This window comes from Polaromonas sp., from assembly GCF_029945925.1.
Lineage (GTDB): Bacteria > Pseudomonadota > Gammaproteobacteria > Burkholderiales > Burkholderiaceae_C > Polaromonas.
The window spans coordinates 38,455-56,543 of record NZ_JAQSDN010000062.1; the positions used below are offsets into that span (position 1 = coordinate 38,455).

General features: G+C 61.4%; 18 protein-coding genes. 12 read left to right on the forward strand and 6 right to left on the reverse strand.

Annotation, left to right across the window (positions count from 1 at the left end):
• The first annotated feature begins 6 nt into the window (after positions 1 to 6).
• Positions 7 to 894: a lysophospholipid acyltransferase family protein gene (locus PSV40_RS20590; protein WP_300541404.1), complete on the forward strand. Its 888-nt coding sequence runs from the start codon at positions 7 to 9 to the stop codon at positions 892 to 894.
• Positions 895 to 920: 26 nt separating this feature from the next.
• Positions 921 to 1,787 (forward strand): lipid A biosynthesis acyltransferase, encoded by an 867-nt coding sequence (locus tag PSV40_RS20595; protein ID WP_300541406.1) that lies wholly within the window; start codon positions 921 to 923, stop codon positions 1,785 to 1,787.
• A 78-nt stretch (positions 1,788 to 1,865) separates the two neighbouring features.
• Here the strand turns inward: PSV40_RS20595 and PSV40_RS20600 are convergent, their stop codons facing one another.
• On the reverse strand, positions 1,866 to 2,792 hold the full coding sequence (locus tag PSV40_RS20600; RefSeq protein ID WP_300541408.1) for an alpha/beta fold hydrolase: 927 nt from the start codon (positions 2,790 to 2,792) through the stop codon (positions 1,866 to 1,868).
• A gap of 107 nt (positions 2,793 to 2,899) precedes the next feature.
• Positions 2,900 to 3,625, reverse strand: a complete 726-nt coding sequence (gene yihA, locus PSV40_RS20605; RefSeq protein ID WP_300541574.1) for a ribosome biogenesis GTP-binding protein YihA/YsxC — start codon at positions 3,623 to 3,625, stop codon at positions 2,900 to 2,902.
• A gap of 220 nt (positions 3,626 to 3,845) precedes the next feature.
• On the opposite strand from yihA, the gene PSV40_RS20610 reads away from it, so the two are divergent.
• The 5 genes from PSV40_RS20610 to PSV40_RS20630 all read left to right on the forward strand — a co-directional run bounded on the left by PSV40_RS20610 (position 3,846) and on the right by PSV40_RS20630 (position 10,019).
• Complete coding sequence (locus tag PSV40_RS20610) at positions 3,846 to 4,490, forward strand: c-type cytochrome (RefSeq protein WP_300541410.1); 645 nt, start codon at positions 3,846 to 3,848, stop codon at positions 4,488 to 4,490.
• A gap of 177 nt (positions 4,491 to 4,667) precedes the next feature.
• Entirely contained in the window at positions 4,668 to 6,884 is a 2,217-nt protein-coding gene (locus PSV40_RS20615) for a cytochrome c biogenesis protein ResB (protein WP_300541412.1), read from the forward strand.
• Entirely contained in the window at positions 6,881 to 8,230 is a 1,350-nt protein-coding gene (gene ccsB / locus PSV40_RS20620; RefSeq protein ID WP_300541414.1) for a c-type cytochrome biogenesis protein CcsB, read from the forward strand. The genes PSV40_RS20615 and ccsB overlap by 4 nt, the downstream gene beginning before the upstream one ends.
• A 77-nt stretch (positions 8,231 to 8,307) precedes the next feature.
• Entirely contained in the window at positions 8,308 to 9,306 is a 999-nt protein-coding gene (gene msrP / locus PSV40_RS20625; protein ID WP_300541416.1) for a protein-methionine-sulfoxide reductase catalytic subunit MsrP, read from the forward strand.
• Between the two features lie 68 nt (positions 9,307 to 9,374).
• The gene (locus PSV40_RS20630; RefSeq protein ID WP_300541418.1) at positions 9,375 to 10,019 is read left to right on the forward strand and encodes a protein-methionine-sulfoxide reductase heme-binding subunit MsrQ; all 645 of its coding nucleotides are present in this window, start codon (positions 9,375 to 9,377) and stop codon (positions 10,017 to 10,019) included.
• Between the two features lie 71 nt (positions 10,020 to 10,090).
• On the opposite strand, the gene PSV40_RS20635 is transcribed toward PSV40_RS20630, so the two are convergent.
• The 3 genes from PSV40_RS20635 to PSV40_RS22910 form a co-directional block, all read right to left on the reverse strand.
• A complete protein-coding gene (locus PSV40_RS20635) occupies positions 10,091 to 10,918 on the reverse strand; it encodes an MBL fold metallo-hydrolase (RefSeq protein ID WP_300541420.1) in 828 nt (275 codons plus the stop codon).
• Positions 10,919 to 11,004: 86 nt separating this feature from the next.
• Positions 11,005 to 12,294 (reverse strand): diaminopimelate decarboxylase, encoded by a 1,290-nt coding sequence (lysA, locus tag PSV40_RS20640; protein ID WP_300541422.1) that lies wholly within the window; start codon positions 12,292 to 12,294, stop codon positions 11,005 to 11,007.
• Between the two features lie 11 nt (positions 12,295 to 12,305).
• A complete protein-coding gene (locus PSV40_RS22910; RefSeq protein ID WP_366915054.1) occupies positions 12,306 to 12,638 on the reverse strand; it encodes a lipoprotein in 333 nt (110 codons plus the stop codon).
• Between PSV40_RS22910 and cyaY the strand changes: the two genes are divergently transcribed.
• The gene (cyaY, locus tag PSV40_RS20645) at positions 12,612 to 12,968 is read left to right on the forward strand and encodes an iron donor protein CyaY (protein ID WP_300541424.1); all 357 of its coding nucleotides are present in this window, start codon (positions 12,612 to 12,614) and stop codon (positions 12,966 to 12,968) included. The genes PSV40_RS22910 and cyaY overlap by 27 nt on opposite strands.
• Here cyaY and PSV40_RS20650 read toward each other — a convergent pair.
• On the reverse strand, positions 12,958 to 15,384 hold the full coding sequence (locus PSV40_RS20650; protein WP_300541426.1) for a penicillin-binding protein 1A: 2,427 nt from the start codon (positions 15,382 to 15,384) through the stop codon (positions 12,958 to 12,960). The genes cyaY and PSV40_RS20650 overlap by 11 nt on opposite strands.
• A gap of 41 nt (positions 15,385 to 15,425) precedes the next feature.
• Here PSV40_RS20650 and PSV40_RS20655 point away from each other — a divergent pair, with 41 nt between their 5' ends.
• The 4 genes from PSV40_RS20655 to PSV40_RS20670 are packed head-to-tail and all read left to right on the forward strand — an operon-like array spanning position 15,426 to position 18,084.
• Positions 15,426 to 15,611: a hypothetical protein gene (locus PSV40_RS20655; protein WP_300541428.1), complete on the forward strand. Its 186-nt coding sequence runs from the start codon at positions 15,426 to 15,428 to the stop codon at positions 15,609 to 15,611.
• Between the two features lie 40 nt (positions 15,612 to 15,651).
• A complete protein-coding gene (locus PSV40_RS20660) occupies positions 15,652 to 16,731 on the forward strand; it encodes a pilus assembly protein PilM (RefSeq protein WP_300541430.1) in 1,080 nt (359 codons plus the stop codon).
• Positions 16,728 to 17,381: a PilN domain-containing protein gene (locus PSV40_RS20665; protein WP_300541432.1), complete on the forward strand. Its 654-nt coding sequence runs from the start codon at positions 16,728 to 16,730 to the stop codon at positions 17,379 to 17,381. The genes PSV40_RS20660 and PSV40_RS20665 overlap by 4 nt, the downstream gene beginning before the upstream one ends.
• Positions 17,382 to 17,409: 28 nt before the next feature.
• Positions 17,410 to 18,084, forward strand: coding sequence for a type 4a pilus biogenesis protein PilO (locus PSV40_RS20670; protein WP_300541434.1), 675 nt, complete (start codon positions 17,410 to 17,412; stop codon positions 18,082 to 18,084).
• The last annotated feature ends 5 nt before the right edge of the window (positions 18,085 to 18,089 follow it).

Sequence of the window (18,089 nt, forward strand, 5' to 3'; positions counted from 1 at the left end):
CCTTCCATGATCCTGCTGTTTCGTTTTTTCTCCCACTGGCCTTTGCGCGCACTGCATGCGCTGGGCGCGGCCCTGGGCTGGTTGGTCTGGCTGCTCAGCCCCAGCTACCGTCGGCAGTTTCACGACAACGTGGCGCAGGCCGGCATCACTTTTGATGTAGCCCGGCCGGCGATTGCCGAGGCCGGACGTTTTGTGGCTGAACTGCCCAAGCTCTGGATGCGGCCGCAAACCGAGTCATGCCTCGGCAACGTGCAGCTTGAAGGCCAGATACATGTCGAGCAGGCCTTCGGCCGGGGCCGGGGGGTGATTTTTTTCGGGCCGCATTGCGGCAGCTTCGAGCTGGGCCCGCAGGCGCTGGCCGAGTTGTATGGCCCGATCACCGCGATTTACCGGCCGGCCCGCAAGTCCTGGCTGGCGGCGATTGAACAGGCGACCCGGCAACGGCCGCAACTGACGGTGGTGCCCGCCAGTCTGAGTGGCATCCGGCTGATGCACAGGACACTCAAGGCCAACCAGGCCGTGGCCTTGCTGACAGACCAGGTGCCGCCCGAGGGGCTGGGGGTGTGGGCCCCGTTTTTCGGCAAGCCGGCCTACACCATGACGCTGGCGGCCCGGTTGGCGCTGCAAAGCTGCGCCGTGCTGCTGCCGGTGAGTTGCGAGCGCCTGCCGCGCGGCGAAGGTTATTTCCTCAAGATCTGGCCGCCCGTGGCCGGCCTGCAGGCGCAAGAACTGGCGCCGGCCGAAGGCGGCCCGCGCAGCGGGCCATTGCCGGCCGACATCCTCCATGTCGTGACACGCATCAACCAGGCGATCGAGGCCATCGTTCTGAGCCAGCCGGGGCAATACCTGTGGGGCTACGCACGCTACAAGACACCACGCAAGGACGCGTTTTGAAGCGCCCCCGCCCAGGGTTTGGCCGCTTGGTCACCCGAACCGGCATCTGCCTGATGCAGGTGCTGGCGGTATTTCCGCTGCCCCTGGCGCGGGCGCTCGGTGTGGCCCTGGGCTGGGTACTGTATGGCCTGGTCGGGGCGCGCCGGCGCGTCGTGCAGGCGAATCTGCAGCTGTGTTTTCCTTCACTCGGCGAGGCCGAGCGGCGCCGGCTGACCCAGCAGATCTTTGTGTATTTTGCGCAGGCCTGGCTGGATCGCGCCTGGCTGTGGCACGCGCCGCAGGCCTGGGTGCAGCGGCGTGTGCGGCTGACCGGCGCGGTGCACGAACTCGCCGGCAACGACCCCACGGTGATCTTCCTGCCGCATTTTGTCGGTCTCGATGCGGCCTGGGCCGCTGCCGCCCTGCATTCGCCGCGCCCGTCGACCACCATTTATACCGACCAGTCGAACAAGCTGGTGGACCGCTGGATACTGCGCGGCCGCCAGCGTTTTGGCCACCTGCGCCTGTTCGGACGGGCCGACGGCGTCAAGCCCATCGTGACGGCCCTGCGCGAAGGGCAGCCGCTGTACCTGTTGCCCGACATGGACTTTGGCCCCGACGATTCCGTGTTTGTGCCGTTTTACGGTTTGCCGACGGCGACCGTGCCTTCGCTTTCCCGCTTCGCCCGCCTGGGCCGCGCCAAGGTGGTGCCGCTGGTGCCGCGCCTGACGCCCTGGGGCTACGAGGTGGAGGTGCTGCCGGCCTGGACCAACTTCCCGTCGGAGGATCCGGTGGCGGATACCGCCTTCATGAATGCCCAGTTGCAGGCCTACATCGACACCATGCCGGCGCAGTACTACTGGGTGCACAAACGGTTCAAGACCCGGCCGGACGATGAGCCGTCGCTTTACTAGGCCGGATCAGCCCGGTTTACAGGTGTTTTCGGGCTCCAGCCCTTGTGGAGTAAGCGCAGTCAGCTATAAAAACAGTAGCTAACGAGCATGGCCCAAAAAATCCTGCAGATAACCGGCCACCCGTTCGGGCTGCTCATGCACGATCCAGTGGGAGGCGCCAGCTACCTGCTGCAGCTGCATGTCCGGCACGTAGTCGGCCAGGCCATCGATCAGGGCCGGCGGCAGCGCGATGTCGTCGAGTGCCCAGATCGCCAGTGTTGGCAGCAGGACCATCAAGCGCTCGCGCGCCAGCGTGACAGCGGCGGCGGCCGGGTCGTTGTACGGTGGCCCGGGCCGGGGCGGGCGCAGCGGCGATGCGCGGTACAGGTTGCAGCCGCCGGTGAGCCCGGCGCGCCAGACCTCGCGGTACTGGTCCCTGACGCTGTCGGTGAGCCAGGCCGGTGGGTGGTCGCTGCCATTGGTCAGAAATTGCCACAGGCGGCGGAAATCGTCCTTCGCCAGCAGCGCCTCGGCGTCCGGGCGAATCAGGAAATTCATGTAGGCGCTGGCGGCCTGCTGGGCCGGCGAGTCCTGCAGCTCGCGTAAAAAGGTGCCTGGATGGGGCGAATTGATGATGGCGAGTTTTTTCATCAGCTGCGGCATGGCGGCGGCCAGGTTCCAGGCAATCGCGCCGCCCCAGTCGTGGGCGACCAGGCATTCAAGCTGGCGCTTGTCGTACGGACAGACTGCCGCCACCAGCGCGGCGATGTCCTGCATCAGGTATTTGGGCCGGTAGGCGTCCACCTCTGGCGGTGCGCTCGACTTCTCGAAACCGCGCAGGTTGGGCGCGATGCAGAAGTAAGCGCCGTTTTCCGGCTTGGCAAAGTGCGCCAGCAGGGTGTCCCAGACAAAAGCCCCTTCCGGAAAGCCGTGCAGGAACATCAGGACGGGCCGGCCCGGTTGACCCGCCATGCGGCAGGACAGGCTGATGCCGTGAGGCAGGGGAATCAGGCGGGTTTCAATCATGGTGCTATGCATTCGATAGCTGCCTGCGCCCGTAGGAATTGGGCTGCAGGCAGTTTTTGCTTAAAAATGCACAAACGGCAGAGCCGGCCCTGCCTGCCGGGCCGGACTCAGGCGTCGCCGGACTCTTCTTCTGGCGGCGGGGTTGGCACCGCCTTGGCGGCCTTGTCAGGCTTGACCGGTGGATGGACCCACTGCCACAGGTGCTGGGCCACTTCTTCCACGCCTTGCCGCTTGAGCGCGGAAAACAGTTTGACATCGCCGCCGCCGGCCTGCAGTCGCACAATGGACAGCGCCTTGGCGGCCTCGGTTTTGTTGAGCTTGTCGGACTTGGTCAGCAGCACCAGAAACTTCAGGCCTTCCTCGACCCGCGGGCGGATCACGTCCAGCAGGATTTCATCGAGCTCGGTCAGGCCCAGACGCGGATCGCACAGCAGCACCACGCCCTTGAGGTTGTCGCGCGTCTGCAGGTAGTTGCCCATCACCTGCTGCCAGCGGTATTTGGCGGCCTTGGGCACGGCTGCGTAACCGTAACCCGGCAGATCGGCCAGAACCGCATCGGTCACCCCCTGTTTACCGAGAGAGAACAAATTGATGCTCTGCGTTCGGCCCGGGGTTTTGGATGCAAAGGCGAGGCGGTTGATCTGCGTCAGCGTGTTGATGCAGGTGGACTTGCCCGCGTTGGAGCGGCCGACAAAGGCAATCTCGGGAAACTCATACATCGGCAAGTGTTTGAGTTCGGGCGCTGTGGTCAGAAACTTGGCGGTGTGCAGCCAGCCCATGGCAATTTTCGCCTCGGCGGACTGGGGCGGCTGGGCGGCCAGCGCGGCAGCCATTTTGGCCGCTGCTTCTTTGGGCGGCGCCCGCTTGGCGGTCGGCTTCTGCGTTTTAACGGGTGTAGATCGGGGAGATATGCTCATATTTGGGATTGTCCCCCAAGCCATTGTAAAATCAGGGAGTTTTGCGTTGGTCGGCGCCCCAGCGGGCTATTATTTCAGCCCAAGGCTGTGCGCCGATTGCCTGGTCCACTTTAGAGTCAACTATTAAACCCCCGATATGAAGCTTGTTTCCACTTCGTTGATTACTTATTTATTTGCCGCCCTGCTGCTTGTACCGGCTGTCTCGCGGGCCGCCGGCGAGGCCGCTCCGGCCAAGGTGGCCAAGCCGGATCTGGTCAAGGGGGAGGCAACTTACACCGCGGTGTGTGTCGCCTGCCACGCGGCGGACGGCAACTCCGCCATTGCCGCCAATCCGAAGCTGGCGCAGCAACACCCCGAATACCTGGTCAAGCAACTTCAGGAATTCAAGTCGGGCAAGCGCAACAATGCCGTCATGAAGGGTTTTGCCAGCGCCCTCAGCGACGACGACATGAAAAACATCGCTTACTGGGTGACCAGCCAAAAGGCCAAGCCCGGTTTCGCGAAGGACAAGGCCCTGGTGGCGCTGGGTGAGCGCATCTACCGCGGCGGCATCTCCGACCGCCAGGTGCCGGCCTGTGCCGGTTGCCACAGCCCGAACGGCGCCGGCATTCCGTCGCAGTACCCGCGTCTGGGCGGCCAGCATGCCGAATACACCGCGGCCCAGCTGACGACTTTCCGCGACGGTGGGCGCAACAACAACCTGCAGATGACGCAGGTTGCCGCCAAACTGAACGACAGGGAAATCCGCGCCGTGGCTGACTACATTGCCGGTTTGCGCTGAATCCCCTGAAAAACCCATGGAATCCATGGCCGGGGGGAAGGGCAAAACCTCTTTCCCGGGAAAATACAGGGGCTCGCCCGGTTTGTATTGAACCCCAGCCAGAATAATCACTCCATACAGGGCGGGTCTTTTTCAGAAGACCCGCCTTTTTTGTTGCCGCCCAACCGAACACCACGCATGACCGTTCCCAGCCACGCAGTTTCCACCCACGGCATGAGGCTCAAGGCGGGCTCTCACGCCCTGCGCTCCACCGTGGAGTTGCTGTCGTCGATGCGCTTTTCCATCTCGCTGCTCACGGTGATCTGCATCGCCTCGGTGATAGGCACGGTGCTCAAGCAGCAGGAGCCGATAGGCAACTACGTCAACCAGTTCGGCCCGTTCTGGGCTCAGGTGTTTGGCGCAGTCAGCCTGTACACGGTATACAGCGCCTGGTGGTTCATGCTGATCCTGGCCTTTCTGGTGGTCTCCACGTCCCTGTGCATCAGCCGCAACACGCCCAAGATCCTGGCCGACCTGAACCAGCTGAAGGAAAACATCCGTGAACAAAGCCTCAAGGCTTTCGGGCACCGCGCCGAAGCGGCCTTGGACGAGGGGCCGGAAGCGGCCGCGCGGCGCATCGGGCAAACGCTGGTGCAGGGCGGCTGGAAGGTCAAGCTGCAGCAGAGAACCACGTCCGGCGGCGAAGGCTGGATGGTGGCGGCCAAGGCGGGTGCCGCCAACAAGCTCGGTTACATTGCTGCACACAGCGCCATCGTGCTGGTGTGTGTGGGTGGACTGCTTGATGGCGATCTGATCGTGCGTGCGCAGATGTGGCTTAACAACAAGACCATCTACACCGGCGGCGGCTTGATTGCCGATGTGCCGGCTCAGCACCGCCTGAGCGAGCGCAACCCGACCTTCCGCGCCAACCTGCTGGTCGCCGAGGGCACCCAGTCGAGCACCGCCATCCTGAACCAGCCCGGCGGCGTTTTGCTGCAGGACCTGCCTTTTGCGGTGGAACTGAAAAAATTCATCGTCGAGTACTACTCGACCGGCATGCCCAGCCTGTTTGCCAGCGACATCGTGATCCACGACAAGGAAACCGGCGAGAAGATCCCGGCCCGTGTCGAGGTCAACCATCCGGCCCGCCACAAAGGCATAGAGATTTACCAGTCCAGCTTTGATGATGGCGGCTCCAGCGTCACGCTCAAGGCGGTACCGCTGGCTACCGGCAGCCAGGGGGCCAGCAAGCCTTTTGAAATCCAGGGCACGATTGGCGGCTCCAGCAGCTTGAGCAATGGCGCCGAAAAGATGACGCTGGAATACACCGCCTTGCGTGTCATCAACGTCGAGAATTTTGGCGACTCGGGCAGCATGGGTGCGACGTCGGGCGCGGATGTGCGCAAGGTCGATTTGCGCCAGGCCCTCGATTCACGCCTGGGCGCGGCCAACAAGACCCGCGAAAAGAAGGAACTGCGCAACGTCGGCCCCAGCGTGACCTACAAGCTGCGCGACGCGTCCGGCCAGGCCAGGGAGTTTCACAACTACATGCTGCCGGTGAAGATGGACACGGCCGAGTTCAGTCCGGCGCTGTTTTTGCTGGGCGTGCGTGAAACCCCGGCCGAGCCTTTCCAGTACCTGCGCATTCCCGCCGACGAGCAGGGCAGCATGGAGGGTTTCTTGCGGTTGCGTCGTGCGCTGGCCGACCCGGCCCAGCGCGACAAAGCCGTCCAGCGTTATGTACGCCAGGCCATCGCGACGGACCGGCCCGATCTGGCAGAGCAGCTGTCCGCGTCCGCGTCGCGGGCGCTGGCCCTGTTCGCCGGCCCCGACCAGCCGGTGGCTGGAGCCCAGGCCGGGGCACTGGCCGGGCTGCAGGCGATTTCCGATTTCATGGAAACCAATGTGCCGGAAGACGAGCGCAGCCGCGCCGGCGAAGTGCTGGTGCGCATCCTCAACGGCGTGTTGTTTGAACTGGTGCAGCTTACGAGGGAGCAAGGCGGCTTGCCGCTGCTGCCGCGCGACGAAACAACCCAGGCTTTCATGGCACAGGCCGTGTTGTCCCTCAGTGATGCCCACCACTATCCGGCGCCCATGGCGTTTGAACTGAAGGACTTCACGCAGTTGCAGGCCAGTGTCTTCCAGGTGGCGCGTGCACCCGGGAGAAACATTGTCTATCTCGGTTGCGCCCTGCTGATTCTGGGCATCTTTGCCATGCTGTATGTGCGCGAGCGCCGCCTTTGGGTCTGGCTGGCGCCGGCCGGCGCAAGTGCGGCTTTCACAGAGTCCGGAAAAGGGCCAGAATCAGGCGCGGGCAGCCAGGCCACCATGGCCATGTCGACCAATCGCCAGACCATGGACGGCGGCAAGGAATTTGAAATGCTGAAAACAAAACTTTTACAGGTGCCCCGATGAACACCACCACCACCCTGAACTCGCGCACCACGGACGCGACCACCATCATCCTGCAGCAAGGCTATTTCGCCAAGCGCAATGCGCTGGACTGGATTTTTGCGGCGCTTGTCCTGGCCGGCGGGCTGTATGCCTTTGCCCGGTACAGCGCTTTCATGGATGTCTATGAAAAAGGCATTTTGCTCGGGTCCATTCCCGCCGCCATTGCGATGGGCTGGTTCTGGCGGCCGCTGCGCGCGCTGATGCTGCTGGTGGCGGGCTTCTCCCTGCTCGGCATCGTGTCCTACCAGGGCGATCTGGCACGCGCCGAACAGGTGTTCTGGCTCAAGTATTTCCTGTCCAGCCAGTCGGCCATTCTCTGGATGAGCGTGCTGTTTTTCATGAGCACGGCGTTTTACTGGCTCGGCATGTTCGTGCGCGGGCAGGGCGACACCATGGAATCGCTGGGCTCCAAAATTGCCTGGGTGGCCGTGGGCATGGCACTGATCGGCACCATGGTTCGCTGGTACGAAAGTTATCTGATCGGCACCGATGTCGGCCACATCCCGGTGAGCAACCTGTATGAGGTGTTCGTCATGTTCTGCTGGATGACTGCGGCGTTTTACCTCTACTTCGAAGCGCAGTACAAGACCCGTGCCATGGGCGCGTTTGTCATGCTGGTGGTCAGTGCCGCCGTGGGGTTTCTGCTCTGGTATACCGTGGTGCGTGAGGCGCATGAAATCCAGCCGCTGGTGCCGGCCCTGAAAAGCTGGTGGATGAAGCTGCATGTGCCGGCCAACTTCATTGGCTACGGCATGTTCGCACTGGCCGCCATGGTGGCGCTGGCCTACCTGGTCAAGCAGCAGGCCGGCGAGACCCGCTGGTACAAGCTGACGCCCTTGTGGCTGCTCGCCGTGGTCCTGTGTTTTGTGCCGATTGTGTTTCGCAAGTCAACCGAAACCGGGGGTACCAATTACTGGCTGGGTTATCTGCTGGTCTCCGGCCTGGTTGCCGCCGCCATTTTGCTGGGCCGCCAGCGCATTGCGGCACGCCTGCCGAGCGCCGAAGTGCTCGACGACGTGATGTACAAGGCCATTGCCGTCGGCTTTGCGTTTTTCACCATCGCCACCGTGCTTGGCGCCTTGTGGGCGGCTGAGGCATGGGGCGGTTACTGGAGCTGGGACCCGAAAGAAACCTGGGCATTGATCGTCTGGCTCAACTACGCGGCCTGGCTGCACATGCGGCTGATGAAGGGCCTGCGCGGTACCGTGGCCGCCTGGTGGGCCCTGGTGGGGCTGGCCGTCACCACCTTTGCCTTTCTGGGGGTGAACATGTTCCTGTCGGGCCTGCACAGTTACGGAACCTTGTAGCCGGGGTTTGAATCCTTGTAAGAAGCGGCTGCGTACCCAGACTAACTCCCAGCCCTTCCCCACAACAAGGACACACCATGCTGATCAAGACTGACCACAGTGGCTTCGACCACGCCGTTTCCAGCGACATCACGCCTCAGGGCGTTTACCAGCAGCGGCGCAAGCTGATCAAGCTGATGGCTACAGGTGCCGCCGGTGCGACCATCGCTTCCTGGGCCGGTCGACAAGCGCTGGCGCAGGCGGTTGTCAAACCCGGGAAGCTGGCTGCTTTGCCCGGTGCCAAATCGGGGGTGGCCGGCGCGGTCACGATGGAGAAAGTGACGGACTACAAGGACGTCACAAGCTACAACAACTTCTATGAATTCGGTACCGACAAGTCGGACCCGGCCAAAAATGCCCACACGCTGGTGACCAAGCCCTGGACGGTGGCCATCGAAGGCCTGGTCAAGCAGCCCAGAAACTGGGCCATCGAAGACCTGATCAGGCTCAGCGCCCAGGAGGAACGCATCTACCGGCTGCGCTGCGTCGAAGGCTGGTCCATGGTGATTCCCTGGGTTGGCTATTCGCTGGCGGAGCTCATTAAAAAGGTCGAGCCGCTGGGTAACGCCAAGTATGTCGAGTTCATCACCCAGGCCGATCCGAAAACCATGCCGTTTGTCGGCTCGCGCGTGCTGGACTGGCCCTATGTCGAGGCACTGCGCATGGACGAGGCGATGCACCCGCTGACCCTTTTGAGTTTCGGCATGTACGGCGAAGTGCTGCCCAACCAGAGCGGTGCGCCGGTGCGCCTGGTGGTACCATGGAAATACGGTTTCAAGAGTGGCAAGAGCATCGTCAAGATCCGCTTTACCGACAAGGAATCGCGTACCGCGTGGAACAAGGCGGCTGCCAGCGAATACGGGTTTTATTCCAATGTGAACCCGTCCGTGGACCATCCGCGCTGGAGCCAGGCGACCGAGCGCCGTATTGGCGAAGATGGCCTGTTCGCCAAGAAACGCAAAACCCTGATGTTCAACGGCTACGAGGCCCAGGTGGGGCAGTTGTATGCGGGCATGGATCTGAAGAAGTTTTATTGATTCGAAGCCGGGGCTCGCCAGTACGCAAAACCTCGTTCGGCGCCGCGGCGCCGATTTGGTTTTCAACCATGAAAAAACTTCTCCTCCATCCTGCGGCCAAGCCGGCAGTCTTCATTACCTGCCTGTTGCCGTTCATCTGGCTGTTCTACAGCGCGCTGGCCAACCAGCTGGGCGCCAACCCCGCGGAAGCGCTGATCCGGGCAACGGGCGACTGGACCCTGCGTTTCCTGTGCATCGTGCTGGCCGTCACACCGCTGCGGGTGATCAGCAACACGCCCGCGCTGGCGCGTTTTCGCCGCATGCTGGGGCTGTTTGTGTATTTTTACGTGCTGGTCCACCTGCTCAGCTACAGCTGGTTCGACATGGGCTTTGATGTGGCCGATATCGTCAGGGACATCATCAAGCGGCCGTTCATCCTGGTGGGATTTGCCGCTTTCCTGCTGTTGACACCGCTGGCTGCGACCTCCTTCAACGCAGCCATCCGCCGGCTCGGGGCGAAGCGCTGGCAGATGCTTCACAAGCTGGTGTACCTGATTGCGGGCTTGGGCATCCTGCATTTCTTCTGGATGCGCTCAGGCAAAAACGATTTTGCCGAGGTGTCGGTCTATGCGGCCATCATCGCTGCGCTGCTGGGCTGGCGTGTATGGCAGCGCTGGGGTCGGCGCAAGCGTCCGGCGGGTTCCCGTCCTGCCGCAGCGACGCGCCTGCAGTGAAGCAAATGCTCCTGAATCAGGAGCTGAAGGCGCACGATTGATAAGGGCTGGAGCAGGTTTTTGCCTGAAACCTAGGCGTTCACGGCACGCAGCGCGGGCCGGATCTGGCGCGCGACCGGATCGATGCTTGCCGTAGGCAACTGGTAGGCGCGATCGTCAAACAGGTCGATACCGCACATCAGGTTTTCAATCCAGTCGAAGAATTCGTTCACGGCCTGCTTGCCGACGATCGGTGCGCCGTGTTGCGGCACCAGCATGGCGATGTCCATGGGACGCACCATGTTGACCCACAGCCGCAGGATCTTGTTCGAGACCATGTAGCGCCGGTGGAAACCTTCCATCAGGGGAATGTGCGGCTTGAGGCTGGTGACCGGTTGGCGCGCCTGGGCGCCGGACATCATCGACACCCCGAGATCGCCCGTGAACAGGATGCGACTGACCGGATCGTAGAAGTGAAAATTGCCTTCGGAGTGCATGAAGTGCGCCGGGATCAACCACAGTTCATTGGCGCCCAGAGGCAGGCGCCCGCCACCGTCGGGCACGCCGATCACGCGTTTGTCGGTCTTGCCGACCTTGGTGAAATGTGGAACAAAACGCTCCCACACCCGTGAAATCACGAGCATGGCCTGGGTACTGCTCAGCCAGCGATCCAGCGAAGCGATGATGTCGGGGTCTGCATGTGAAGCGATGATGTAGGACAGCTTGTGCGGCGGAAAATGCTGCGTCATGCCCATGAACAGTTCGTTGTAGGCCAGGTTTCCGCCGGGATCAATGATGGCCCCCGTGCCGTTGTCCACGATGAGAAACTGGTTGGCCTGAACCGCCTGTCCATCTTCCTCGATGAGGTCGGTGAACATCAGGCAGGCGTGGTTTTTGTCGCGATAAAGTTCCAGAGCCATGTCAGTGCTTAACGTCGATTTGAAGAAAACCGACTGTACTTCCACCTCTGCAGACGTCTCTTGATGGGCATCAAGAGACGTCGTCCTCACGGCAACAATTTTTCGCCGCGGAAGGTGTCGGCCGCTGTTTCGCGCTTGCGTATGAGGTGGGCTTGTTCACCATCGACCAGCACCTCGGCGGCACGGCCCCGGGTGTTGTAGTTGCTGGCCATGCTCATGCAGTAGGCCCCCGCCGACAGCACGGCCAGTCGATCCCCGGCGACCACTGCCAGCGTGCGGTCGCGGCCTATCCAGTCGCCGCTTTCGCAGACCGGGCCGACCACGTCGTAGGACGCCTGCTGCCTGTCCTGGTGCGTCTCAAGCGGCACGATTGCATGAAACGCCTGGTACATGGCGGGACGCGGCAGGTCGTTCATCGCGGCATCAATCACGCAGAAATTCTTCTGCTCACCGGGCTTGAGGTAAAGCACCTCGGTCAGGCAGACGCCGGCGTTGCCCACCAGCGAGCGACCCGGCTCGACCATCAGTTTTTTGCCGCCATGGCCGCGTGCATCCAGTTTGGCCAGCAGTTCCTGCCAGAGCACATCTGCCGCGGGCGGTGCGTCCTGGTTGTAATTGATGCCCAGGCCGCCACCAAAGTCGATGTGTTCAATCGTGATGCCCGCCGCTTCTATGCTGTCGACCAGGTCCAGCACCCGGTCCATGGCGTCCAGGTAAGGCGTGGTCTCGGTAATCTGCGAGCCGATGTGGCAATCGATGCCGACCACCTGTAGCCCTTCAAGTGACGCCGCGTATCGGTAAATCCGCAGTGCATCCTCATGCGCCACGCCGAACTTGTTGCCCTTGAGGCCGGTCGAGATATAGGGGTGGGTTTTCGGGTCGACATTGGGGTTGACGCGAATGCTGATCGGCGCGATGCGGCCCATGGCCAGCGCTACCCCGGACAGCACATCCAGTTCGGCCTCACTCTCGACATTGAAGCAGCCGATGCCTGCGGTCAGGGCCTGCTGCATTTCGGAGCGTGTTTTGCCGACCCCGGAAAAAATGACTTTGCGCACATCGCCGCCCGCGGCCAGCACCCGCTCAAGCTCGCCCCCGGAGACGATGTCAAAGCCGCAGCCTGCACGGGCAAACACCTGCAGCACGCCCAGCGAGGAGTTGGCCTTCATGGCGTAACAGATCTGCGCATGGCGTCCGGCAAAGCCCTGCTGGTAGGCCGCAAGGGCCGCCAGCATGGCAGCTTTGGAATACACGAACAGCGGTGTGCCGTACTGGCTGGCCAGGGTATCGAGGCGGGCCGCTTCGAGGTAGAGGCCATCTTGGCGGTAGGCCAGCTGGGGTGCGCCTGGCAGGGTAGTCGGTGCCGTGGTGGGCATGGCCGGTGCTTTCATCGCGGCGGCAAAGTGGCGGGACCGGATGCTGGCGGTGGTGCCGGCAGATCAGTCGGGGTGGCTGTGGCGCTTTCCGGTGCGCTGGCGGCGGCGGCGGGCGCTGCGACAGGGGCAATGCCGGCCGGACGGGCTTTGGGCGGTGGCGGGAGAAAGAGGGGGCCCTTCTGGCCGCAAGCCGCAAGACCCATGGCAATAGCCAGGGTCGCGGCGACGGTTGAAAGGCCATGAGCCCAGGAGGCCGCTTGGCGACGGCCTAGAATTTGACGCTGGATTTGAAATCTTGCAAACATGATGGGATTGTAATGACCGACCTGGAATATCTGGACCATGCCGAAGCCGCCCTCAAGGCGATTGAAATGGCGTGTGACCGCATCAACGACGAAACGGATGCCGACGTCGACAACCAGAGAACCGGGGGCATGATCACGCTGACTTTTGCCGACCGCAGCCAGATCATCATCAATCTCCAGAAGCCGCTTCAGGAAATCTGGATGGCCGCCCGCGCTGGCGGTTTTCATTACAGATTCAACCAGGGCCAGTGGACCGACACCAAGGATGGCAGCGCGCTGTTTGCGGAGCTGTCGCGTTATGCCAGCGCGCAGGCCGGGCAGCCGCTGGTGTTCAGCGCACCGTCAGGCGCGCGCCCCGCTAGTTCTTGAACAGATCCAGAATCCGGCGGCGTTCATCGCTCGGTGGCGGGGTCTGGATGGCGGCGCCGGGGGGCACTGGTTGGCCGGTGATCGGGTTGTCCACACCGGCGCCTGCGGCGGGACGGTCTCCCAGTCCGACGCTGCTGATGCCGGACCCTTTGGCGTATTCATCATAAAACCACTCGCCGCCGATATTGACAACTCCCTCGGGGGCTGAAAACTCGGTTACCGGCACGCCTTTGAGCGCGTAGTCCATGAAGTTGATCCACACCGGCAGGCTTAGGCCGCCCCCGGTCTCCCGGTCACCGAGTTTTTTCGGCGTGTCGTAGCCCATCCACACGGCTGCGGTGAGGGTCGGCTGGAAGCCCACAAACCAGGTGTCGATTGAATCGTTGGTGGTGCCGGTTTTGCCATAGAGGTCTGGCCGTTTCAGGGTCGCCTGGGCCCGGGCGGCGGTGCCGCTGCGGGCAACTTCCTGCAAGAGGCTGGACATGATGAAGGCGTTGCGCGCTTCGATACCACGGACCGACTCGTCGAGTGTTGGAACGGGGCGGTCGACCACGACCTTGCCTTTCTGGTCGGTGATTTTGGTGATCAGGTAGGGGTTGACGCGGTAGCCGCCATTGGCAAACACCGAATAGCCGATGGCCATTTGCAGCGGTGTGACCGAGCCGGCGCCCAGTGCCATCGTCAGGTAGGCCGGGTGTTTGTCACCGTCAAAACCAAACCGGGTCACCCATTCCTGGGCATATTTGGGGCCTATGGCCTGCAGTATCCGGATGGAAATCATGTTTTTTGACCTGGCCAGCCCCCGGCGCAGGCTCATCGGGCCTTCGAAGGTGCCGTCGTAATTTTTTGGCTCCCAAGGCTGGCCGCCGGTGACGCCAGCGTCAAAAAACAGGGGCGCGTCGTTAACGACCGTCGCCGGGGTGAAGCCTTTTTCGAGGGCGGCCGAATAGATAAACGGCTTGAAGCTGGAGCCGGGCTGGCGCCAGGCCTGCGTCACATGGTTGAACTTGTTTTTCTCATAGTCAAAGCCGCCGACCAGCGCCTTGATGGCGCCGCTGCGCGGGTCCAGCGCCACAAAAGCGCCCTCGACCTCCGGTAGCTGTGTGATTTCCCAAGTGTTTTTGGCTGTTTTGGTCACGCGGATCAGGGCGCCGGGACGGATCCTGATGTTGGGTGCCGCTTTTTCGGACAGGCCCGACTGGGCCGGTTTGAGACCGTCGCCGGTGATTTCAATGGTTTCGCTGTTCTGGCGAAGGGCCACGATTTTCTTCGGCCCGGCTTCCAGCACCACAGCCGACATCACATCATCGTTGTCCGGACTCTCTGCCAAGGCATCGTCAATCGCGTCTTCGGTTTCCTTGGGATCGCTGGACAGGGCAATGAATTTTTCGGGGCCGCGGTAGATCTGCCGCCTTTCATAATCCATGATGCCTTTGCGTAGCGCCTTGTAGGCCATGGTCTGGTCGGCAGCCCGCAGGGTGGTGAAGACATTCAAGCCGCGCGTGTAGGTTTCGTCGCCATACTGGCTATACACCAGTTGGCGCACGGTTTCTGCCACAAATTCGGCATGCACCCGCCCAGTGTCTGGGCCGGATTTGACCTTGATGTCCTCGTTTTTGGCTGCCACCGCCTGTTCCGGCGTGATGAAGCCGTTTTCTTCCATGCGCTCAATGATGTAAAGCTGGCGCGCCCGGGCCCGCCTGGGGTTGCTGACCGGGTTGTAGGCGGATGGGGCCTTGGGCAGGCCCGCGAGCATGGCGGCCTCGGCGATGCTGATGGATTTAAGCGGCTTGCCGAAATAAATCTCGGACGCGGCGGCAAAACCATAAGCGCGTTGCCCCAGGAAGATCTGGTTCATGTAGATCTCCAGGATCTGATCCTTGCTCAGCAGGTGTTCCAGCTTGAAGGTCAGCAAGATCTCGTAGATTTTCCGCGTGTAGCTCTTTTCGGTAGACAGGTAGACGTTGCGGGCGACCTGCATGGTGATGGTCGAGGCGCCCTGACTCTTGGCCCGTCCCACATTGGCGAGGCCGGCCCGGATCACGCCGATGTAATCAACCCCGCCATGAGAGAAGAAGCGAGCATCCTCAATAGCCAGCACCGCATCCTTCATGACCTTGGGTATCTCGCCGATCGGTGTCAGGTTGCGGCGCTCCTCGCCAAACTCACCAATCAGAACCGCATCCGCTGAATAGACGCGCAAAGGAAGTTTCGGGCGGTAGTCCAGCAAATCGGACACATCCGGCAGGTTGGGGTAGGCGACGGCCAGCGCAACCGCAATGATGATCAGGAGTGAAACAAGGCCAGCCAGCGCCAGACCCAGGCCCCACGCAAAGGCCTTGAGCAGCTTGGGCAGCCAGGACAGCTGGCTGACAGGGGAGGGACGGGATTCGGAAGTCGAAGAATTTGACGGCATGGGTTTAACGTAAGTTCGCGCCAGCATTGTAAAAATCCACGATGCTGGAAGACTTTGCAGGTTGTCAGGGATTTCACATTTTGCAATTGTGGCCTTGTCGCCGCGCCGACATCAACCCGGTCAAGCCATTGAAAGCGTCTACTTTTGACAACGGTGATAGTAAGCTAAAACTGAAAAATCCTTTGTTGTACAAGGACCTTACTGATAGCATTCAAGTGATTTCTTAAGTTTGTAGGGCTACATATTAGCCGTCATCTGGGGACCGTCTTGATCTCTCTGGGGTCTTTATTAAACCGTCAATCGCCAGCCTTGCTGGGCCTGGACATCAGTTCGTCCAGCGTCAAGCTGGTAGAGCTCAGCCATGACAAGGCTGGCAACCTGGTGCTTGACCGGTGCGCCATTGAGCCCCTGGAACGGGGCTGGATCACCGACGGCAACGTCGAGAAATTTGACGAAGTTGCCGAGGCAGTCCGCCGACTGGTCAAAAAGAGCGGGACACGCACCAAAAATGTGGTCATGGCCCTGCCCGCGTCGGCCGTGATCACCAAGAAAATCATCCTGCCCGGCGGAATGAGCGAGCAGGAGCTGGAGATCCAGGTAGAGGCCGAGGCCAATCAATACATCCCCTTTTCTCTGGATGAGGTCAGTCTTGATTTTTGTGTCATAGGTCCCAGCGCCAGCTCGGCGGGTGACGTGGAGGTGCTGATCGCCGCATCCCGCAAGGAAAAAGTCAACGACCGGCAGGGGCTGGCCGAGGCGGCAGGTCTCAAACCGGTGGTGGTGGATGTGGAGTCCTATGCTTCACGGCTGGCGACGGCCCGACTGATTGAGAGCCTGCCGAACAAGGGCCTGGACACCATGGTGGCCCTGTTCGAAGTCGGTGCCCTGACCACCAGCATGCAGGTCATCAAGAACGACGAAGTGCTGTATGAGCGCGACCAGGCTTTTGGCGGAGCTCAGCTGACCCAGCTGATCGTCCGCCAGTATGGTTTTTCTCCGGAAGAGGCGGAAGGAAAAAAGCGCAGTGGCGACCTGCCGGATGACTACGATGGCAACGTGCTCAAACCCTTTGTTGACAGCATGGCGCAGGAAATTGGTCGTGCGCTCCAATTCTTTTTTACGAGTACTCCGCACAACAAGGTGGATTACGTGATGCTGGCGGGCGGTTCGTCGGCATTGCCGGGGTTGACCGAAGCAGTGACCCAGCAGACCTCATTTGCCTGCATGGTTGCCAATCCCTTTGAGGGCATGGTTTTGGGCGGCAATGTAAGGGAGAACAAGATGAAGCGTGAAGCCGCGTCTTACCTGACCGCTTGCGGGCTGGCTTTGCGGAGGTTTTTCCAGTGATTCTGGTCAATCTGCTTCCCCATCGCGAAGCGGCGCGCAAACGCCGCCGTGAGGCTTTTTTCGTCGCCTTGGGTATTGCTGCCCTCACTGGCGGTCTGCTCTGCGGAGCGGTTTATTCCTGGTACCAGGCCCAAATTTCGGGGCAGCAGGGAAAGAATACGTTTCTGAAAACCGAAATCACCCGTCTTGAGAACCAAATCAAGGAAATTGCGGGCCTGCAGCAGGAAATTGCCGCCTTGCGTGCCCGCCAAATGGCGGTGGAGGACCTGCAGGGCAACCGGAATCTGCCGGTCTACCTGCTCGATGAACTGGTCCGACAGTTGCCGGACGGGGTTTACCTGAGCACCATGAAGCAGGACAACCAGTCCGTGATGCTGACCGGGGTGGCCCAGTCCAACGAGCGGGTCTCCGAGTTGCTGCGCAATCTGGGCAACAACAGTCCATGGCTGACCCGGCCCGAACTGATTGAAATCACCGGCAGAACAATCACGCTGGGCGCGCGCGACCAGCGGCGCGTCGCGAATTTTTCGATGCGCGTGGGACTCAGGCGGGCCACGGATGTGCAGAAAGCGGCGGCATCAGCGGCGGGGTCTTCCGGCGCCGCCGTGGGCAAGCCCGCCCAGCCGGGCATGGCCGCGGCCAAGAGCTGACGAACCCAGCCCCGAACAGGCACTGACTATGGCACGTACACCGAAATTCAATGTTAATTTTTCCGCGCTTCAGGACGGTCTGAAGGCGCAATTTGTCGGACTCAACCCGAATGACCCTTCCTCCTGGCCGGCGTTTCCTCGTTTTCTCCTGTATGTGTTTGTGACCGTCGCCGTAGTGGTTGCGCTGTGGTTTGTATGGCTCAGCGATTCTGACGAGGAACTCAAGGCAGAACAGGCCAAGGAAGTGCAGCTGAGGGAAGATTTCAGGAAGAAGCTGGCGCAAGCGGTCAACCTGGAAGCCCTGAAAAAGCAGCGTGAGCAGGTCCAGCAGTACGTGACCCAATTGGAGAAACAACTACCCAGCAAGGCCGAAATGGATGCTTTGCTATCAGACATCAACCAGGCCGGATTGGGCCGAAGTCTGCAGTTTGAGCTGTTTCGGCCCGGACAGGTCAGCGTCAAGGAGTATTACGCGGAGCTGCCGATTGCGATCAAGGTGTCTGGGCGTTATCACGATATCGGGGCTTTTGCAGCCGATATTGCCAATCTGTCGCGCATTGTGACACTCAACAACATGACGATTGCTCCGGTCAAGGACGGAATGATGAGCATGGACACGACCGCCAAGACATTCCGCTACCTCGATCCTGAAGAAGTTGCCTTGCAGCGTAAAGCGGCGCCCGCGAAAGGCCCCAAAAAATGAAGCGG